The 19,287-nt window shown below is 37.4% G+C and carries 14 protein-coding genes and 1 other RNA gene; 3 read left to right on the top strand and 12 right to left on the bottom strand.

The window, feature by feature from the left end:
- Positions 1-655 precede the first annotated feature (655 nt).
- The 4 genes from JF50_RS27775 to JF50_RS26025 form a co-directional block, all read right to left on the bottom strand.
- Complete coding sequence (locus JF50_RS27775) at positions 656-778, bottom strand: hypothetical protein (protein ID WP_268747815.1); 123 nt, start codon at positions 776-778, stop codon at positions 656-658.
- A gap of 49 nt (positions 779-827) precedes the next feature.
- Positions 828-1,163 (bottom strand): hypothetical protein, encoded by a 336-nt coding sequence (locus JF50_RS09310; RefSeq protein ID WP_039609165.1) that lies wholly within the window; start codon positions 1,161-1,163, stop codon positions 828-830.
- A 222-nt stretch (positions 1,164-1,385) separates the two neighbouring features.
- Positions 1,386-1,667: a helix-turn-helix domain-containing protein gene (locus JF50_RS09305; RefSeq protein WP_039609164.1), complete on the bottom strand. Its 282-nt coding sequence runs from the start codon at positions 1,665-1,667 to the stop codon at positions 1,386-1,388.
- A gap of 882 nt (positions 1,668-2,549) precedes the next feature.
- The gene (locus tag JF50_RS26025) at positions 2,550-4,124 is read right to left on the bottom strand and encodes a hypothetical protein (RefSeq protein WP_052262213.1); all 1,575 of its coding nucleotides are present in this window, start codon (positions 4,122-4,124) and stop codon (positions 2,550-2,552) included.
- A gap of 287 nt (positions 4,125-4,411) precedes the next feature.
- Here JF50_RS26025 and JF50_RS09295 point away from each other — a divergent pair, with 287 nt between their 5' ends.
- On the top strand, positions 4,412-8,410 hold the full coding sequence (locus JF50_RS09295; RefSeq protein ID WP_039609163.1) for a response regulator: 3,999 nt from the start codon (positions 4,412-4,414) through the stop codon (positions 8,408-8,410).
- Positions 8,411-8,540: 130 nt separating this feature from the next.
- Here the strand turns inward: JF50_RS09295 and JF50_RS09290 are convergent, their stop codons facing one another.
- Positions 8,541-9,119: a hypothetical protein gene (locus JF50_RS09290; RefSeq protein WP_039609162.1), complete on the bottom strand. Its 579-nt coding sequence runs from the start codon at positions 9,117-9,119 to the stop codon at positions 8,541-8,543.
- 203 nt (positions 9,120-9,322) lie between these two features.
- The gene (locus JF50_RS09285) at positions 9,323-9,586 is read right to left on the bottom strand and encodes a helix-turn-helix domain-containing protein (protein WP_039609161.1); all 264 of its coding nucleotides are present in this window, start codon (positions 9,584-9,586) and stop codon (positions 9,323-9,325) included.
- Positions 9,587-9,812: 226 nt separating this feature from the next.
- Here JF50_RS09285 and JF50_RS09280 point away from each other — a divergent pair, with 226 nt between their 5' ends.
- Positions 9,813-10,097: a helix-turn-helix transcriptional regulator gene (locus tag JF50_RS09280; RefSeq protein WP_080760184.1), complete on the top strand. Its 285-nt coding sequence runs from the start codon at positions 9,813-9,815 to the stop codon at positions 10,095-10,097.
- Between the two features lie 90 nt (positions 10,098-10,187).
- Here the strand turns inward: JF50_RS09280 and JF50_RS09275 are convergent, their stop codons facing one another.
- The 3 genes from JF50_RS09275 to JF50_RS09265 all read right to left on the bottom strand — a co-directional run bounded on the left by JF50_RS09275 (position 10,188) and on the right by JF50_RS09265 (position 14,895).
- Positions 10,188-11,069, bottom strand: coding sequence for a GIY-YIG nuclease family protein (locus JF50_RS09275; protein ID WP_039609160.1), 882 nt, complete (start codon positions 11,067-11,069; stop codon positions 10,188-10,190).
- Between the two features lie 367 nt (positions 11,070-11,436).
- Positions 11,437-12,354 carry a DUF1444 family protein gene (locus JF50_RS09270; RefSeq protein WP_039609159.1) on the bottom strand — a complete coding sequence of 306 codons (918 nt, stop codon included), beginning with the start codon at positions 12,352-12,354 and terminating at the stop codon, positions 11,437-11,439.
- A gap of 144 nt (positions 12,355-12,498) precedes the next feature.
- Complete coding sequence (locus tag JF50_RS09265; protein ID WP_039609158.1) at positions 12,499-14,895, bottom strand: ATP-binding protein; 2,397 nt, start codon at positions 14,893-14,895, stop codon at positions 12,499-12,501.
- 1,322 nt (positions 14,896-16,217) lie between these two features.
- Here JF50_RS09265 and JF50_RS26020 point away from each other — a divergent pair.
- Positions 16,218-17,354 carry a hypothetical protein gene (locus JF50_RS26020; protein WP_052262212.1) on the top strand — a complete coding sequence of 379 codons (1,137 nt, stop codon included), beginning with the start codon at positions 16,218-16,220 and terminating at the stop codon, positions 17,352-17,354.
- A 147-nt stretch (positions 17,355-17,501) separates the two neighbouring features.
- Here the strand turns inward: JF50_RS26020 and ssrA are convergent.
- The 3 genes from ssrA to JF50_RS09245 all read right to left on the bottom strand — a co-directional run bounded on the left by ssrA (position 17,502) and on the right by JF50_RS09245 (position 19,258).
- Positions 17,502-17,859, bottom strand: a transfer-messenger RNA (tmRNA) gene (gene ssrA, locus JF50_RS26700).
- Positions 17,860-18,047: 188 nt separating this feature from the next.
- Positions 18,048-18,710, bottom strand: a complete 663-nt coding sequence (locus JF50_RS09250; RefSeq protein WP_039609156.1) for a hypothetical protein — start codon at positions 18,708-18,710, stop codon at positions 18,048-18,050.
- A 50-nt stretch (positions 18,711-18,760) separates the two neighbouring features.
- Positions 18,761-19,258: a hypothetical protein gene (locus JF50_RS09245; protein ID WP_039609155.1), complete on the bottom strand. Its 498-nt coding sequence runs from the start codon at positions 19,256-19,258 to the stop codon at positions 18,761-18,763.
- Positions 19,259-19,287: the final 29 nt, after the last annotated feature.

Raw genomic sequence — 19,287 nt, 5'->3', positions numbered from 1 at the left:
TGAATTATATGTAGCTTGAGAGAAGTAGCATTAATTGTTATGCGTAAGTTCACGATTATCTACTGGAGAGATTGAGAGGATCTAATAAACATTGGAAGGTCAGTATAGCTTCGTTTAATTCAGCCCTTTGAATTAAAGCAAACATTGCCTCTATCACTAGCAGTGAGTTATTGAAAAGTATGAGCACTTTAACTTTTTATTTATAGACGGCTACTGATGGTTAAGGTCTCTAATTTTCTCATGTTTAGATAGTTTTTTAAACGATTTATGTAATCATTTAAGTGCATGTGCCGCACAGCTCGCTTTGATAGTAAAGGCGTTTCTATGGCGTGAGCCTTGAATGGCTATATCGCAGGAAATGATTGTATTCTCGCGCGACTAAAAGAAGCTTTTACAGCAATGTTAAAAAGCGATGTGCATACTTATTAAAAATCAGCTTAAAACGACGAAAAGCAGTTTAAATCAATACGACATAGATATTATGGTTATAACCATGGGGAATGATAAGAGGGGGATTTGATAAGTAAACAAATTGACAAAGCCAAAGTTGGGTTGATTAGGGCGATGAATTCTAGTCAAACAGAGTGTTTACTTATAACCTGAAAAGACCGCCCTACAATATATTTTTATATGTGAATTAGATTTAATAGTTAGCTTAACTAGTTTTTTCTAATTTAATAGGGCCAAATGCTTGTACTTTCTTTGGTATTTCACCAACACCATTTGCAGGGCCAGCTCCTAGTACGCGAGTTAAAAGGTTTTTTTCAATCGTTTTCATGTTATTTCCTCAACATAGTTCTTGGGTGATCTCGCTAAATAGCCGAGACTTAAGCAAATCGGTGGCGCTCTTCTTTAGAACTTCGATTTTTACCCAAAACCATACTGATAACCAAAAATAACTCAAAGAATGAAATCAACAAGTGGCTAGGGCCATAAATATGAAGTCTAAATGGAACACTTCCAATTAAGTTAAATTTAAATAAATTTACTTCAACAAATGTCACAATAAAAGAAATGGCAGTAATAAAATACAGAGATAACAACCCACCTTCTTGTTTAGTAAAGTGGTAGTTTTCATTTGCCTTTCTAAAGAAATCTAACTTTTTTTCCAATTTATTGGCAATTAGTCGTCTTCCCATAACGGGATGATAAATAAGGTACATATAAAAACACCCCATAAATAATAAATGCTTCCAAATGGAACAATGTATAAGTATGTAGACGAATCAAAAGCTTCAACCAATATTAATATGGAAATTAAGAATCTAAAGTTTATGTTTTTCCAACTTATTAACAGAGCGATAAAATATACAGGTAAAATTACTATACTATAATAATCATATAGCTCTAATAGCTTTTCATAACTAAACATCAGGTACGTCCTTTTAATTTCTTTTGTTTTCTGGTTGTTGACTTTCGAGTAGTTGTTTGGTTTGTTCTTCTGGACTAAACCCACATATAAAACAAATTAAAAAATAACTTGTTAAGGGCACAGGTGTTTTGCCTGTTTCCCAATTAGATATAGTCGCCTGATCCACCGCGGGAATTAGTTTTTGTCCTAACTGACTTTGAGTGAAGCCTGCATCCTTACGCATCGATCTTATCGACTTGGCCGCTTCTCCCCATAAGCCATTAAACAGTCCTAGTTGTCGAATTCTCAATTTCATATGTCCCAACATTACCTTTTGATAACAAATTTAACAAAAGCTATCACTAAAAATACTGCTGTTGCAAGCATTTAGAGATGGTTGACGGCTTATATTAATATAATCATGTTATCTTAAAAAGTTAATAGGAATTACTCGATATCAATTGTCCTGATGTTTATTAAATTTTTCATTCGATGTGAAATATACTATCAAGGTGAGGTTGAGAAATAAACTATAAAAATTAAAAAAATTAAAAAATTTATTGTTTTTTGTTTTGGTGGGATTAATGCCAAAGTATTGGTGTATTTTGAAGGTTTTTTTACGATTTAATATTGATTATATCGGGATTATATTTCTTTTTTTCAAAGGGGTTTCATGGTTTTTGATGCGGTTAATGCATTAATTTACTTAATTTTATTTTGTAAATAGTATTGAAATGCGGTTATGCCTCTAATGCTAATAGCCTAGTGGTAACAAAACATTTAGCGATGTCGTATTTGTCTTTAAACCAAGATTGAAGTCTTTGTAAGTTAGGTTTGCCCAGCTCTAGGAGTTTCTGAGTGGCTGAAAATAGCATTTTGACGCAGCTTGTATCCGACAAATCGTACTGTATAGTTCAGTGTTGTAGAGGTGAGTTTCGATTGGCTTGTGTACGCAAAGGCATGTAAAGCGTATCCAACGTAGCTGTATGCTGATGTATTAATGGGAGTTCAATACCACCTCTAAGTACTTGGTAAGTAAAAGTGGTGACTATTTGCAAGACTTACGAGGAGGTATTGTAAATTTAGAGAGTCTTGATATGCCGCTTTAAACAAAAAACGGTGCAATTCAGGCAGAGTTTGCACCGTTTATAGGGAGGTTTTAAGATAATTAACAACTATTTATTGTACAGGGAGCATGTTAGTCCACACACGTTTCCCACGTTTCACCATCGTTACTGCAATGCGTGACATAGGTGCCGTCATCTCGATAAGTATCGCGCTTCCATGTTCCATCGCTATATTTATAGGTTGTAACCCGGTTGTCGCCAGAATCATCGGTAATACGTTTTTCCCATGAGTAAAAAGGAATAGTGATATCTTTGTCAAACTCGTGGCCTGATTGAACGAAGTAATAAGTTAACACCAATATATCTAGCAGGTTTGGCTTATCAGCTAGATTAACCCAGTCTGCTAGGTCGTTTTTCGATTCTTTATCTTGCGTAATTGAGGTGTAGTAGTGAACATTACCTTTGTCATAACTAACAGACAGCCCTCGATAAGGTGCGTCACTAAAATCAACTTTGCCATCACACATTTCGTCATGAGAAGTTCTGTCAACGGATTTATAATTATCAAGCCTGTAAGTAATGTCGCCAATATGAATGTCTAAAATTTCTGAATGGTGGCAATAACCTAGATCTTCAGATGTGTTTTTGACCATGTCCACATGTCTACTATATTGGTGGCCATCACCCCAAGGTTGAGCTGTGATTTTTCGGTCGTAATGCACAAATAAAACTTCTTCTAAATTTTCGTCCATGCGTACAGTTTCATCAACAATAGTCTGATGGTTTTTATCAGAAATATGAATGCTTCTATACCAGACAAGTTCTTCACTTTGTGGTTGTGCAGGTGGGGTATCTTTATAGTGAAGCACGCGGATTTCACGGGCATCAAGGTATTCTTTTGCAAGTGCAAGATACTTTTCAACACTGGCTTGCAAACCTTTTACAATACTTTCGGCCAATTTTTTCAGACTTTCATCGCCACTTTCAATGTAATCACTAAATAGTTGTTCTTCAGAGATGTTAAAATGAGCAACAACTTGTTTGATGCTCTCGCTTAAAACAATCTGTAGTTGGCTTCTAAGTTTATTGTCTGCGATGACTTGTGCACATGTGGCGTCTTTAAATTCATCCGTTTTATAAAGTGATTGCCACAATACTGTGGTTAACGGGGTAATGTGTTGTAATTCCTCATCATCGGGTAGGGTGAAAGAAGGAGGTAACACCATCTGATATGCTTTTGTGACTTCGCCTAAGTCTTCATCAATGGCACCGACTGGCACATCTACATAAGTTGGAGCATAAGCGGCACACAGAGCTTGATCTTTAGTTAGTTCAAGCTCATAGCTACCTTTGTCAGTAGAAATTGCGAAAGGTTCGTTATCATCTTTTTGAGCATTGCTGTTAAGGTCTAGCCATACGGTTGCGCCTTTTACGTAACCATCAATAACACGTCCTCTTCTCGCGTATCGGTTTTGATCTGTGTTTACAGGGGGCGTTGAATCTGCATTATCTTTCGAATCAGAACTGTTTCCAGTATCCGGGTTTTGAGAACCAGTCTGTCCATTATTTTGAGCAGGGGTTGTGTTTGTATTTTTATTATTTAGGTCAATAGAAGGCGATTTGGTGCCACCTTTACCACCACAACCGGTAAATAGAGAACCACATAAAATAGCCAGGGTGAGTGTTTTTAATTGAGTTTTAAACATGCATGTTCCTTAATACGCAGGTTTATAAGTTACTGCTTCGATAGTTGTTCTAATACTGCTATGCAGTGTGTGTGAAATTTGCAAAGCGAATTCGATGTGAAAGATTTTAAGCAATCTTGGCCTAAACTCGGTAGTTAAAAACAGACAAAAAAGCGCAATTTTCTGCCTAAAAGATAAGTTAACTGAAAAGTTTCATAATTATTAGGTTGTTGCTATTGTGTCAAATGGGTACAATGAATTTCAACTAGAAATATAAAAATAAGCAAATATAACAACAGCCTAATAACATGATTCATAATTTATCATCCACATTTTTTGTAAGCTACTTCCTTATTTTTGTTGCAATTTTTAGCAACAAGGGCAGTGCTGAGCCCAGTTTGGCAAATGTGTTGGGTGTAGGTGATGGGTTACCGAGTAATCGGGTATTTGACATCGAGCGTGATCATTTAGGTTATATGTGGTTAGCCACAGAGCAGGGGATTGCTCGATTTGATGGCATGTATGTTAAACGTTTTTCAGCGCACACAACGCCAAAGTTAACCTTGTCTCTGAAAGTTCGCGATTTGCTGTTCGACAAAAATAACCGCCTTTGGGTGGCTGGCAAGCAAGGGCTTGAGTTACTGGCACCTTTTAGTGAACGTTTTGAACCTCTCACACCTAAAGGACAAGACAGTCAGCTGAATGCTTACAGTGTGATGGAGTCTCAACTCGGCATTATTTGGGTTGGCACAAGTACCGGGCTGTTTCGGTATAGTGAAAATGAATTAAAGCCCGTGATTTTGACATTGAATGAAAAGCATATCGTTCCTCATGTATTATCTCTGACAGAAACGGACACCAATGAGCTTTTATTGGCCACCGAAAATGGTGTTATGCGCGTCAATTTATCCACATTGACAGTGCAATATTTACAAAATGAGGCAGGGGAAACTGTCTTTGCAGATAGAGTTTGGCGCTTGAGTAATGGGGAAATCTGGCTTGCGATTCATGGAAAAGGGTTAGCAACGTACAGCTCAGAAACAGCGCAAGTATCAATGCAATACATAGATGAAAATGAGTTTGACACTGTCGGTTATGTCTTTGATTTACTAATAGGTAAAGAGCAGTTTTTGGCAGCGTCACTCAATACCGGCCTGTTGACTTTAAATGATGGCGCTGTTGAGCGTCATCTAGGGTTACCTCCTTTATTGTCTTTATATCAGGATGAGCAAATCACTGCATATGGTAGTTTTAGTGAAGGTGTGACTTTTAGCTCAGCAAATCACAATGCGGTGAATAACCAGTATTTCACTCACCCAAGTGAAACAGGACAATATGAAATTAACGATATTTTAATGACGAAAGAGGCGATTTGGTTTGCCGATCAACTCGCTGGCCTTTGTCGTTATTCGTTAGAGGGAGTCTTCGAAGCGTGTTTAGACACCCATGACTTATCAGCGCAAGCAATTGCACAATCTGCAAGTGGTCTTTTATGGGTGAGTTTGTATCAAAGTATTGTTCAAATTGAGCCTGAGACTTTGAACGTGGTTCGGCGGTTTGACTTATCAAGTTATCACATACCAGATTCGATCTATACGATTGCATCAACCAATGACCACTCAGTGTGGTTATCTCACAGCTTTGATGGGGTGACTCGTTTGAATGCAGTTACCAAAGAAGTAGAGCGGTTTCATACTGGTAACTCTCCATTGAAGAGCGATGAGGTGCATAGCCTTGTACTACATGGAGATACCTTGTGGGTTGCAACGTCGAAGGGGTTACAGGCTTTTGATGTGCAGTCTGAGCAGTTTAGATTAAACACATCACTGGCTAGTGATATAACCACCGCGGTATATGGGTTATCTGTGAGTCCCCAAGGACTTTTATACATTCAAACTGATATTGACTTACGTGTGTTTGATTTAAAAGCACAGTCTTGGATTACATTACCAGACAAAATTAAAAGTCTCACAGATACAAGTATTGCTTTTGACGATGCTGGCTTTACATGGTTTGCCAGTAGTCATGGATTAATGAGGTGGTCTCGAGAAGATAAAAAAACACCCGTACGCCATTTTGATAAGGGAGATGGCTTGTATCCTCAAGGGTATTTAGGCGGTGCCGGTGATGCTTTAAATCGTAAAATTGTGTTTGCTGCGCCTGATGGATTGAGTCTTTTTTACCCAGAAAAGTTCGATTTCGCAGATGCATCACCCAAAGTCAGTGAATTTGAATTGACGTTTACGGATGGCAAGACTCAAAGCTATTTCAACCAGATAAACCTTCCTGTTTTGCCATATGATCATGCCAGTATCCGATTTGTTTTGGCTAATACAAACTTTTCAAGCGCTTTTAAGCAGCAGTTTAAGTACAAACTTGAGGGAGTGGCTGATACTTGGGTTGAACTGGGTAAGAGCCGAGTGCTCATGATCCCAAAGCTCGCCCATGGAAAATACACCTTATTATTAAAAAGTACCGATAGTGATGGCAACTGGTCAGATAATATTGGGCGCTTTTCTTTTGTGATTCAAACACCTTGGTACTTAACCATATGGGCGTTTTGTTTTTATGGTTTGATGTCATTGCTTATTTTATTTATTGTATACCGAGCCCGTATAAGAACCCTGAGACGCATTCAAATAGCACTGGAGAAAGAGGTTGCGACTCAAACGCAAGAAATTAGTAAACAGAATAAACTGCTGATTGAAAAAACAAAAGCATTGGCGGATGCACAAGCACAGCGCTCAGCGTTATTGAGGACGTTGTCACATGAGTTGATGACACCTGTCTCCTTGATCCAAGGGCCCGCAGAGCAATTGATAAAAGTACAGCACTCTGGTGAACGCAGTAAAATGGCAAATATCGTCGTTAGTAATGCCAAACGCCTTAAAGTATTGATACAACAACTCATGCAGGTTTCTAATGTAAATCAAGCGTCCTCATTGACATTAGAACAGGCACACGAGCCAATAACGAGTTTTAGTTTGTCTCAAATTTGTGAAGAGCAAGTTGCGGCATTTCAACCCCTCGCTGCGCAGCGAAGTATTAAATTGAGTGTGAGCGTAGAACAACATATTTATGTGCAGGCAAGGCCTGATCAGCTTGAGCAATGTGTGAGCAATTTGCTTAGTAACGCAGTTAAATACAGTCATGATGGTGGGGAAGTTGTGTTCAATCTTGAGCTGCTGTCATCATTACCTCAATCAAAGTGTAGATTGCGTGTTAAAGACTTTGGTATAGGCATAGAAGCTGCTGAACAAAAAGCCATCTTCTCTCCTGAATATCGCACCGAGAATGGTCGTATGCAAAACGTAGGCTTGGGCATTGGCTTAAGTGTTGTAAAATCGGTAATGGATGAGTTAAATGGTACTGTAGAAGTGCAGTCTGAATTAGGTAATGGCAGTGAGTTCAGTCTAACGTTTGATATGGCCTCTAGTGTTAATCCCCCTCCGTTAAACAAAGCGCAACCCAATAAATTGCATGATATCAGTGATAAAACAATTTTGATTGTTGACGATACGCCTGACATGCTGACTTTACTCCAAAGCGTGTTCAGTGCAGATTATAAGGTCGAGTTGGCTTCTGATGGTATGCAAGGGGCTAAAATGGCAAAAGAGCTACTGCCAGATCTCATCATCTCAGATGTGATGATGCCGAAGCTAGATGGATTTGGCTTATTAAGTATGGTGAAGCAGGATCCTCTGACAGCACATATTCCAGTGATCCTGTTGACTGCGAATTTAAATGAACAAAAGGAGTTGGAGGGGTTGAGTCGTCAGGCTGATGATTACATTACCAAGCCTTTTAGTGTTCAGGCTTTAGAATTTAAAGTACGTAATGTGTTTATTCACCATGCTGTGAGCATGGCAAAGTGGCATGCACGTATTGAGCGGCCTGCTAAAAGCTCAGCCGATGATTTACCCATGCTGCCTAAATTGAGTTTTAAAGATGAACCACATATTTATGACTTTCTCGATAAGTTAGACGGTGTGATCCATAAATGTTATCAAGATCCAGATATCGGAGTCCCTGAACTTGCCAAAGAGATGGCGCTCAGTGAACGTCAGCTGCATCGAAAGTTGACGGCTGTGATGTCAATGGGCGCCAATGAATATCTGAGGAATTATCGTTTATATCAATCAATCACCCCGTTATTATATGGTAAAAGTGTTGCTGAGGTGGCTGACATGGTAGGTTTTAATTCTTCTTCTTATTTCAGTGCATGCTTTAAAAAGCACTATGGCTTGACTGCAAAAAGCTATGTCCAGAAGCAAAGAGAAAAGCATAAGCCCACTAAAGCCGTTTAACCTTCACTTTAGAAAATGAGGTCTTGTTTTTCCCTTAGATAACGCTGTTACTCTGTGTGACAAGAGGAGAACAATCTTTATATTGCTCTGATTTGGCGTTGGTTTTTGGATTAAACAGGGTAAGAGCTTCTTAATTATTTTTTTCTTTTATTGAATAAATGATCATTGCTAATAGCGAACCACAGGTTAAAGACCAAGGAAGGTAGTGAAGTATTTCAAATGTATCGTAAATAAAAGTAAAGTTTAAATGAAAAGCATTTCTCAAATAGTTTTCGAGTAATGCTAAAAAACAAACCGCCATAAGAAACAGAAAGTACCAGTGGTATAAAGCATCAAAATATGTGAGCTTGATATTGTTTGAGCGAGAAAGGGCTCTAGACACCTGTACCCTGAAAATAAAAATACAAAATGCGATAAAGTTGACCAATAGCTGTGCACCGAAAACGAAAGTACCTTGACTTAAGTAGTTATTATCTGCTGCTGTTAAGTCTATAAGCCCTGATATGAAAATTATATAGTTTAGAGAATTGATAGTGAGTAAAAACAAAGATATATGAAAAATGTTTATATCTTTTAGTGCTTGCCCTGCAAAGAGGGAAGTGCATAAAAGCAGTATGTATAAAGGGGTTACGACAAAGGGAGTCTGTAACTGTATAAAAAAAGCTAAAATAGCTACAACGCTTAATGCAATTAAAAAGGTGGTTTTCATATGCTTTTTATGTGCTTATGATGCTTTTTATAAGCTGTAATTGAAGATGTTAGCATGTGTAACTTATATTATTTTTGTTTATTTGGTGATTAAATTTTTTATATTTCAAGCCAGTATTGATAACTAAGGCTGAATTATAAATATGTACATGCTTAGCTATGAAAGTGTTTCTTTATTGTTTTTAAATGCGTGAAACTTTTTTGCTATTTCAATTTCTTTTTATTGTTCTGTTCTGGCTTAACACTCTTATCAACTTGGTTTTGTATTGCATCGATCTGATTGACCACAGAGCGAGTATCAATTTTGCAAACAATCAGCCATTTTAGAAAGTCCCTCATTTTGGGCTGGCCTACATCTAATTCATAGTTACTGATTGTTTCCCGGGATATGCCCAGTTTGTCAGCCATCTCCTTTTGGGTTAAACCTGCATTGACTCTCATGCTTTTTAGGTCATCACCGCTAATCACTTTCCTTATCCTCTTCCATTTTGTCCATTCGGAGATTTTTCCGCATCCGATGTTTCATGATATTAACATTGATTTTTCATAAGTAAACATAATGGGTTTTGCTTAGTGCTTATGGACGAGTTATTTCTTCGCTTGTACGAGCTAAAGCCTAATCTGGAGTATTTTGCATAGGGGCTGAGTATGAATTCAGCTTGTGACTATTAACCACTTCTATTAAGGACAATGTATGGTTAGCAGATTTATGAGACATGACGCAGTGAAGCGTAGGTTGGTAATTAATCAGTTGATGCTAGAAATGCAGCATAACTTAAAAGTTATTAGGAAAAATAATAACTTAACGCAAAAGCAATTGGGCGATAAGCTTAATGTTGATCAAGCGACAATCAGTAATTTTGAGAACGGCAAAACGTACATGACCATTGAACTTGTGTATGAAATGTATTTAATATTTGGTAATGATTTTTCTTTACCTTGTATTAGTTATTCAGATAAAAAGTCACCTTCTAATTGAGCGTCATAAAAATGAGTAGGTTGGGTATTAAATAACCCAACCTAACTTGCAAAGAAGTAATATAGTTGCCAGTAATACGTTCACTTGCTATTAATGCTTTAACAACTGCTCCTCGATGAGCTTCAGCATAACCCCTTCTTGCGTTTTCCAGCTTTGTGGGCCGCTTCGGCTGCTACCGGCTACCAGTGAAGCGGCATATGAAGAGGAGCTCAATAGCTTGTCTTTCACCAATTCATAATACTCACCTTTATCGACCAAGGAGCCACTATCAATAAGTTGATTTTTAATGTCCTTGCTTTTTCCTGGCATACTGTCAGAGGATTTTAGCGACAGTTGAGATCCCCTAAGCAACAAAAAACCATCATCGGTGATTTTTCCCGCGGCTTTGACCTGGTTCACTTTAAAATGAAAGTCATAATCACTGAGTATAAAACTACTGTTATTCGTAACCAAAGCACGTTTGGCAGAGATAGGTTCTAGTATTCGATGTCCTAGTGTGCCGAGGATTAAGCGAATATTATCGATGAACTCCTCCATTGCAGCTGCATCGGCCCTAGGCAAAGCCGACTGAGTAGGAGAGACACTATTCTCTAATTGATAGCGTTCTGCATCTTTACTTATTTGAACTAGGCGAGATTCAAGGTACTTTACATGGCCTTTAGTTAAATTTTCATCTTTGCTGGTAAAGATGATGAGCTCATTCCAAAAGTCTTTTTCTCTATCATGGTTGGCAAGTCGTTTGAGTACATCTTCAGACTCGCCAATATACGCAGTGTTGTTATCACTGGTTGCTCTTTCCAGTAAAAAATATACGCCAGGCCTTTTGCATTCATCCCACTCTTTCAATTCTGAAAAGCGGCTGCGGGGGCATGCTAGCGCCTGCCCAGACCAATTTGCGATTTCGACATGTCTTAAACCAGAGGGACTACCATCAGCGAGAAATGTTCTGATACTACGGCCAAATTTAGACATATTTTTCCTTTATATCAATGTATTGCAGGGTTTATAGCATGTTGTTTGTAATTGATAAACAGGTTGCTTTATAAAAGTTAGAAAATTGAGAGGGTGAGCTTTGTAGTTAGCCTGCTTTAATTGGTCGCCACTTAATCAAGGGTGTAACTTATACACTAATCGAAGCTACTTAAACTTGATAACGAACCTGGAAAATGCAAAAGGCATCATGTCATTACGTGCGTAGGAGTATACACAATTAGACAGCTAAACTGTTAAACGGTATCAGCTTTGAAAGTTAGGCCTTGTTGTTTGAGGTTGTACGTATAGCATTAAAACAAACAAAAAGTGGTGTGGCTAAAGTATAAAAACCACACCATTGATAGAATTAAAACTTGATACGTTTTAAAACCCCATCTTTATATTCGTACGCAAATGGCGACACATTATAAGACAGGTTTGGATACTCAGAATAAGCGAGCATTGCTATTTGATACAGTCCAGCTTCATCATCTAGTGGTACCACTAGCACACTACTCCTGTTAGGGAATACCAACCCTACAGGGCCATTAAACGTTGCTTTAATCTGCTGCTCAAAATAGGTTGAGAAAACAGCGCTGGCTTCGTAGATTTCGTCAGCAATAAACATGTAGATGTTACTGGTTTCATCCTGTTGATCAATTTTGTGTAGCTTTGCCCCAATCTTTGCAAGGTACGACTCCAAGTTTGATTTTGCGATGTCTTTCAATTGCTCAACAGGGAGGTTGAATTCAGCCAATTTCTCCTTGTCAACATATTGTATGCTTGTCGGTGTATCGATTGCTAAGAGCAATACCAGTTCATCATTGAGCTGCTCATAAAAAAATGGGAAAGGTACGTTAGAGTCACCAGATTGATTAATTTGCGCGGTAATGTTGTCAATATAAACAGTGGGTTTAATCACAGGTCTTAGTTGACTGAGCTGTAGTTTCGATTCTTCTGTTAGAGAGTTGATGCTTTTAGCCGACGCTATGTGATCTGAAAAAATGTCTTTAAGGCTTGCCTTTTCATTCGAATACCTCAAATAAGCATTGGTCAGGTCGGTAGACTGGGTCATATTCCCTGAGTGAGTGACTTCGATTGTTAACTCACCGGTGACTTTAAATTTAGCGTCTTTAAAGTGCTTTTTTGCTTCCTTTACATAAGCTTTTGTAAATGCTTGTTCCGAAAGGAAGGCGTTGGAACTGGGCGATGAAACAGCTGAGAACGAGACTGACAGAGCCAGTGCACAAGATAGAAATAGCGCTTTTTCATTGTTTAGAATCATAAAAAGAATTTTATGTATGATAGTTTCTATTACAGTAAATGTCTTTAGCTGTTGTTATGTTATTTTTTATATCTGTAAATGCTACTTCCCTAGTTTATAGAAAGTAACTAGGGGGAGCATAGTGGATTATTTAATTTTATCTTATTACAAAGTACTCTCTGTGTCGTAAGTGGTCGACTTTTTAAATATTGCGTCCATTTTCTTGTCTACATGGCTTATAAAATCACTTTCGCTGATAAACCTGAAATTTTTGATTTCATTTTTTTTTCTTATGTTGTTGTATGCAATATTTTGAAAATCTTTGGGCAAAGTAAAAGTCCCATCGGTACTTTTTGATATGTCGATATGCCTAAAAACATATAATATGCCATCTTTTAAATTGTCTTTTTCATATACTCTATTCGTCGTTTGAAGGACCATATTGTTAAATTCGGATATGATTACGATCAATATACTTTTTGCTCTTTCAGAGTTCAATTTATAACTTTCACGGATCAATGAACCAACAGCTTTGTGAAATCCAGCTCTAATATGAAAGTTAAAATTCGTTGTTAGATCTTTGTGATTTTTGGTTGTCCTTCCTGCATATATTCTTTTTTTAACTAACATTCTAAAGAAGTCTATTGCTGCTTTATCTCTACTTTCCATATGGCCATGTCTTAAGTAGTGTGAGAACCCTCTGGAGAAAAAAGTAGGTGTTAGCCTATAAAACCCTTTGTATGCTTGATTCTGCAATTCTTTAGAGTGAAAGGTGTTTTCAAATGAAGATTGATGAAAGCGAGTTACTTGGAAGAAAGAGTTGCATATTTGATAAAGAAAACCTTCGTGAACAGTACTTAGTTGCTTAATTCGTATCATCGAGAACAGTTGTAAAAGCGTGTGCACTACTAAGTTTGGATACATTCCGATTCTGTAAAAAAATGATTCGATAACCTCAAATGCAGATTGCAAAGAGCGTTCATCACTTTGTTTAATGGATTTGAAAATTGCAGAAATGATTATACAAAATTGACTTACCTCTTTGGTGGAACGATTGTTCAACTCTGTGGAATTCAAAGTTAAATGAAATATATAACTTAAAATCTTTACTCCATTCTTTTTTCGGGTGATTTTTTTTGAGTTTTCACTTAAATCTTTTTTGATGTACCTAGTTATTCTTTCTAACACATTTTTAATGAAGTCCTTGCTTGAGTATTCCATTAAAAACACTAAGTACTCAATGTCTTCTAAGCCATTAATTATATCATCAAGCTCTTTATTACACTTCTCAATTTGGTATTTTAAAATACATAGCTTTGTTGTTACAGTGAGTTGGTTGTTTTTTAGACTTCTTAAGCTGCTAAGGCTAGAAACTTCGTCTTTGTTGAGCGAGATTAATGAACTAGCAAGGTTATATGCCCAAACATGAGGGTACCTGATAAAGTAATGACCTCTTTCCACATTAAAAATATGTGTGAGGAATTTATGTTTCGTAATTTCTGGAAGTACTTTGAGTTTAACTTCTTCTGATTGGTTTTCTATTTCCCCCAAAGGGCAAAAGTTTATTTTAATGAACTCTTCTTCTATTTTATAGTATGATACCCTCTGGAAAAGATAGATTAATCTGGCTTGTTCTTCGGAGCTTGTGGTGACCCCAACTTTTTCGAATATGTATCTTACAATCTCTTGGAATATATCAATATTTTCAATGGTATCAAAATTCCCTCGGTGGATGTTCCTGGATAAAATTTTGACTAGTGCAGGAGGGAAATGTTCAATTTTCTCATATTTATATTCATATGTTGTGTCAATAACATTGGATTTCCATATTTGATGTCCTATTGACTTTTCTTTGTTTAATTTGTCTAGGTTATACCAGCCATCGAAAAGTGAATAGAATTCTGAAGAACTACCTTGTGCAAGGTTTTTATTTGCTTCAAAGCCAAAGCTGGATATTTTCTTATAATTTGAGTCATATATAATATTGGCAGTGTCAGAAGTGGTAATGACCCATTTTGAGTTTTTGAATACTGTTGAGTTTTTTATGAATTCAATGATGTCATTGGTGTTTTGGTTAGTTAGTTCAATAAGCTCCTCTAGTGAATCTATAATAATAACAAAGTCATCATGATATTTATATTTATCTTTTAAGAGGTTGAAGTCATGAGAAATAAGATTAATCGCTACCTCTGGCCCTTGGGATTTTATATGTTCATTGAAGTCAAAATAACTTTTTGATTGCTCTTTTATTATATTTGCGATGGTAGTCTTACCAGAACCTACGCCTCCGAAAATTAAAAGGCAGTTTTTCTGTTTCAAGCAATTTATACTGGCCCATACCTTATCGTCTTTTTTTTCTTTGCTGTTTTCTATTAAGTGCTTCTTAAATTCGTTTAAAGAGAGTGATTTTGCTAGGCTCCGAACCTTTTTTTCGTGCTTTGTTTTTTCTTTCTCATTTGAAAACGACTTTTTAGATTCGTTAACGAACCTATCAAGCCAACTCTCAGATTTCAAAAATGAATCAATAATCTGAGGCATAGGGTTATATATTTCATTTGGCATATTAACTCCTGCTTTCAAGAGGTAGAATTTTATTCTCATTGCTTTTCAGTATTGAGAGCAGGAAGTTTAGCAAACTTGAAAAAGCGATGGTTGTAACTAAAAGAGGCTCCATTTCACCGATGTCTGGATAGCAAAGCCAGTAAGCTGCTATTGTGCAATTCACAATGTTTAGAGTGATACTTATAAAATTGTACTTTTGGATCAAGAACACTTTTGTTTGATAGAGTTTCTTTGGCATAAAAATTTCCTTTTTATTTAAGAAAATTTGTTGGAAGAGAGTTCCGTTTTTTATTTCTTACATAAAACATATTCTACTTTATAAGTCTAATCAATATAAATGCAGTAGTGGTCAGTACTTCATAACCCCAGTTGGAAGTATTTCCATCTATTGAGTCTTACTTAGCCGATGAAATTGAAAGCAGCAGTGTGTTTTTAACTAAGTGCCAAAAATCCATCGAGTAGCAGGATAGTTAGAGGAAGGTTAGGTGAAACATATTTTAGTTTAGTACCACTAAGTCTAGCTAGTAGTAGGTAAGGCAAAGTAAGCATAATACTAAAAGATTAGGTAATAAGTACAAATCATTCAGATATTGCAGAGACCTGTCTAAACAATAATGGCGCTATGGATGCGGTGTGTTGGCTAAAAATTTCACAAAGCAAACGACAGTTGTAGTATCGTCGCCTGTAATAGGTTAGCGAGACAATAGAGTTAGATTGTGGTGAATTACTAAACGCGTGGAAGTTGGCTAATAAAGTATTTAAAGCTCACTCCAATTTTCTAGATGTAAAGCTTTGTTTGTATTGAAAAACACTACCAAATAGAAGGTAAGGAATTAACTTCCCGAGTTAAGCTGATGTTTATTGCGACGACCAAATTAAACAAACCGTAACTTAAATCAGCCAATGACTAATTTAATAGTGTTTTAAATGATGATGTAGCAAACCCTAAAACCAGTGTGCTTAGTAATAGGAAGTGACGATGAAAATGATGACTTACAAACTAAATTGGTTATTGTTCTGTTTGAATTACGATTTACTTAACTTATTAACTGTATAAATAGTTTTTCTTAGAAAAACAGATTTAGCTAATGATTATGTATACCAAGGAGCCATTAACTTACCTGTAAATTTATAAAAATGCAGCCAAGTACAATGTAAGTGTCTTTTTATGAATCAATAGTGACTTGCACAACGAGTAAAACGAGACAGACAGAGCCAGTACATAAGATATAAATAGCGCTTGTAATAAATTGTAATAGTAACTTTTAGCCATGTAACTATCATTTTGTTTGCCGAATACGACAACCAAAAAGGAAATAGTTATGAATAGTTCTAGCACGCTAGAAGGCACATCTTGGGTTTTTAAACTGAATATCAATAATCAAACAGATAGAGATTTAACATTAACGAATTCAAATCTATCTTGGGGCTATTGGTATAGAGATAATGAAGATGACAGCGCGCCAGTGACTGTGCCTGCACGAGAAAATGTAGAAGCCTTGGGTGTAAGGGCTGCCAGCGGGACATGGACAGGATATGAGTGCGATGCGACTTGGAAAGATGAAACAAAAGGGGAAGGTAATCTAGGTACCATCAGCCTTTATATTGACGTCCCGTTCTCGGGTGATAACGAGTCCAGCTTAGATGTGAACGGGTTAGTGTCTGTTGAAGGGTGGGAGGACCTCCCTAAAAGTGGCCACCACTTTACGCGCAATATAACGGTTATAGAAGTGGGTAATCAGCTACAGGTATTAGATGAAGATGTGCAAAGAGTACAATCAGAATTCTTAGAGTACTTGAATGTGACCGCTGAGCTCAATGCGGTAGTGCAAAACTGGGATGTGTTAAAAGACGTAGAAGCAAAAAATGAGTTTAACATCCTTGAATATGTGCCTAAAGGCTACATGTACCCACCTAAGGATACATTGCTGTTCAGAACGGACAAACATTTAATTGAGAAGAAATTGTGGCAAGGCATTGCAGATCCAATATATACCTCTCGATATGCGAAGGACACCTACGTTGATGAGTATTTTTCTGTTGGATTATACTTTGTAAATACTAACCCTCGATTAACAGAAACGATCCCAGCGGGTGTCACAAAAGCCTATGAAACAACGGTTGAAGTGACTTCTGCAATTAAGAGTACGCTCACAAACTTCATGTCTATTAGAGCCGCTTTAAAAGTGGAGTCTAAGGATCCGATTTCAGGCAGTGCAATCGCTTCAGAGCTGGAGTCTACGTATTCAGTTCAAAATGTACTAGAAGAGTCGAACTCTTACTTTAAACGAGAAAAACAGACGATTGAGCTCGAAAGGTCTGAGAACAACAGACTGTTTGTTCAATGGTTATTTAGTACCGCAGTGTGCATATATCGCAAAGATAAAAAAGGCAATGTTTCATTGGTCTCTATATCGGAGTGGGGCGAAGAAGTAATAGATCAAGTCTATGACTATTAAGCCGTAGTTTAGTGTATTAAATCGGTTTTGGGGTGGTTACACTATTAGGAAGCTTTTTGGACACACCAATATCATTATTAATATGAATTAAAAACAAAAAAGCCAGTTAAAGAAGTTCTCTAACTGGCTGTTTTATAACACTTAATGTGGTGGAGCTGGGGGGATTTGAACCCCCGTCCAGAAAGCGTCGACCCTCGGTCCTACATGTTTAGTATCGTCTATTGGTTAACCTTTAAGTCTCGGACGAACACGATAAGTAAAGGCGAGGCCGCTTATATTTAGCCCTTCAACCCCGGCCAGGGTTTCCGTAGCGATCTTATGTAGGGTGACACTCCAAATCCAGAACCACAAGCATTTCTTGGAGGAGTGCTAGCGGGCTTATTATGCCGCTAGAGCGTAGTTATCGTCGTTTGCGATTACTTTAAATGCGGCTTTTTTACGAGGCCAACCGCCCCTCGACATGCACCTCAGGCTTCATGAATCCTGTCGAATCCTAATCAGCCCCTGAAATCTTTCATTCAGTACATAACAGTTCACTTTTAATACTAAGTTAAGCTGTTATTTTCCGGCATTGTAGCCCTAATATATTGGCTTAGCAATAGTTTTTATGGCTTTTGTGTGACTGTGGCGGTTAGTTGCTGATTAACTAACCGCTTTGTTTGTAAAGTATCCTGAACTCGTCAATTTACTTTGCTAATGTAAAGCATGCTGTTTAAATCGGGCGTTCCAGTCAACTTGGTGTAATTGTGATAGCTGTTTTGCACTTAATACTTGTGACAATTGTTCTGTTTTGATTTGGTTGAGCTTTTTGACCTGTGCGTTAAATGCGTCAAAACCTGCGTAGGTATCGGTATCAGCTATCACATAGGCCACGTCAATGAAGTTGTCGCGCAATATTGAAAAGACTTGCTGCTGTTGGTTATGGGTGAGTGCATCATTTTGTGATAAATGCGCGACCATCATTTGTGCTTTTTTATCTGAGTCGGCTTGCAAGGTTGGTAAATACTGTTCTTGCCACTGGGTCCGGCCTGTTAAAAATTCTTGATCTACTCTTTGTTGTGCTGAAAGCGTTGATGGTGTGTTTTTAGGTTTGATTATCTGTTTTTTAGCGTACGTTTGATGAGCGGTGTTTTGTGCGGATTGCTCAAGCAGATGCAATCGATTTTGTATATCTTGTAGTTCTGTACTCACATCTGCGGTGGGGTCATTATCTTTTTGTGATTGCAAAGTGAGTTGTTGTTCAAGGTTGCTAATTTGCCCAGACAATTTAGTTAACTCAAGTTGCGCTGCAATATTGGCAAGCAACAATACCAAGGTTAATAAAATAAACAAATAATGGGTTTTAGAGTATGTCATATTCATTTCCTAAAAGGCATCAGCCAAATTGAGCTGATGCCAAGCTGGGTCTATTTACCGTAACCTTCCTCTTTTTCATAAACATAACCGCCAGATGAAGTTGCGTTGAGCATTTCAACGACATCGGCAGTGTAAAAATGATTAACCAGTTCACTGTTAAAGCCACGGTAAATAGTTTTAGCCTGAGAGCGAGTGGTATAGCCCTCAGTGCCTTCATACTCATAGCCTAAAGCCTTGACATTTAGTGCTTCTAGGTTATCTGATGTGTAAAAGTGATTTCCACCAGGGCCTGCATTTGGGTTATGCATGCGATAAAATGCTTTGTTAGCATCGCTATCGTCATAGCTGACTAAAATGACAGCGGGGCCTTCATAGGTATAGCCCCCAGAGCCTACTGCATTAATCATTTCAGTCACGTTGGTTGTATAAAAATGATTACCATGTTTGTACGCTCGGTATAGTGTTTTGTCAGCAGCTAAAGTTGATAGGCTGGTTGTGGCTAATAGTGCGCTTAATAATAAGGCGACTTTTTTAGTTTTTCTTTCCATCTTCATTCCTTGTATTTATCTAATTAGGC

The organism is Pseudoalteromonas luteoviolacea, assembly GCF_000814765.1.
Taxonomy (GTDB): domain Bacteria; phylum Pseudomonadota; class Gammaproteobacteria; order Enterobacterales; family Alteromonadaceae; genus Pseudoalteromonas; species Pseudoalteromonas luteoviolacea_H.
This window is presented reverse-complemented; position numbering and strand designations above follow the sequence as displayed.

Coding starts and splice junctions, on each gene's coding strand:
- JF50_RS09270 (WP_039609159.1), bottom strand. CDS start 12,354: ATGATTCTAAACAATGAAAAAGCGCTATTTCTATCTTGTGCACTGGCT.
- JF50_RS09265 (WP_039609158.1), bottom strand. CDS start 14,895: ATGCCAAATGAAATATATAACCCTATGCCTCAGATTATTGATTCATTT.
- JF50_RS09305 (WP_039609164.1), bottom strand. CDS start 1,667: ATGAAATTGAGAATTCGACAACTAGGACTGTTTAATGGCTTATGGGGA.
- JF50_RS26020 (WP_052262212.1), top strand. CDS start 16,218: ATGAATAGTTCTAGCACGCTAGAAGGCACATCTTGGGTTTTTAAACTG.
- JF50_RS09250 (WP_039609156.1), bottom strand. CDS start 18,710: ATGACATACTCTAAAACCCATTATTTGTTTATTTTATTAACCTTGGTA.
- JF50_RS09245 (WP_039609155.1), bottom strand. CDS start 19,258: ATGGAAAGAAAAACTAAAAAAGTCGCCTTATTATTAAGCGCACTATTA.
- JF50_RS27775 (WP_268747815.1), bottom strand. CDS start 778: ATGAAAACGATTGAAAAAAACCTTTTAACTCGCGTACTAGGAGCTGGC.
- JF50_RS09280 (WP_080760184.1), top strand. CDS start 9,813: ATGGTTAGCAGATTTATGAGACATGACGCAGTGAAGCGTAGGTTGGTA.
- JF50_RS09295 (WP_039609163.1), top strand. CDS start 4,412: ATGATTCATAATTTATCATCCACATTTTTTGTAAGCTACTTCCTTATT.
- JF50_RS26025 (WP_052262213.1), bottom strand. CDS start 4,124: ATGTTTAAAACTCAATTAAAAACACTCACCCTGGCTATTTTATGTGGT.
- JF50_RS09290 (WP_039609162.1), bottom strand. CDS start 9,119: ATGAAAACCACCTTTTTAATTGCATTAAGCGTTGTAGCTATTTTAGCT.
- JF50_RS09275 (WP_039609160.1), bottom strand. CDS start 11,069: ATGTCTAAATTTGGCCGTAGTATCAGAACATTTCTCGCTGATGGTAGT.
- JF50_RS09310 (WP_039609165.1), bottom strand. CDS start 1,163: ATGTACCTTATTTATCATCCCGTTATGGGAAGACGACTAATTGCCAAT.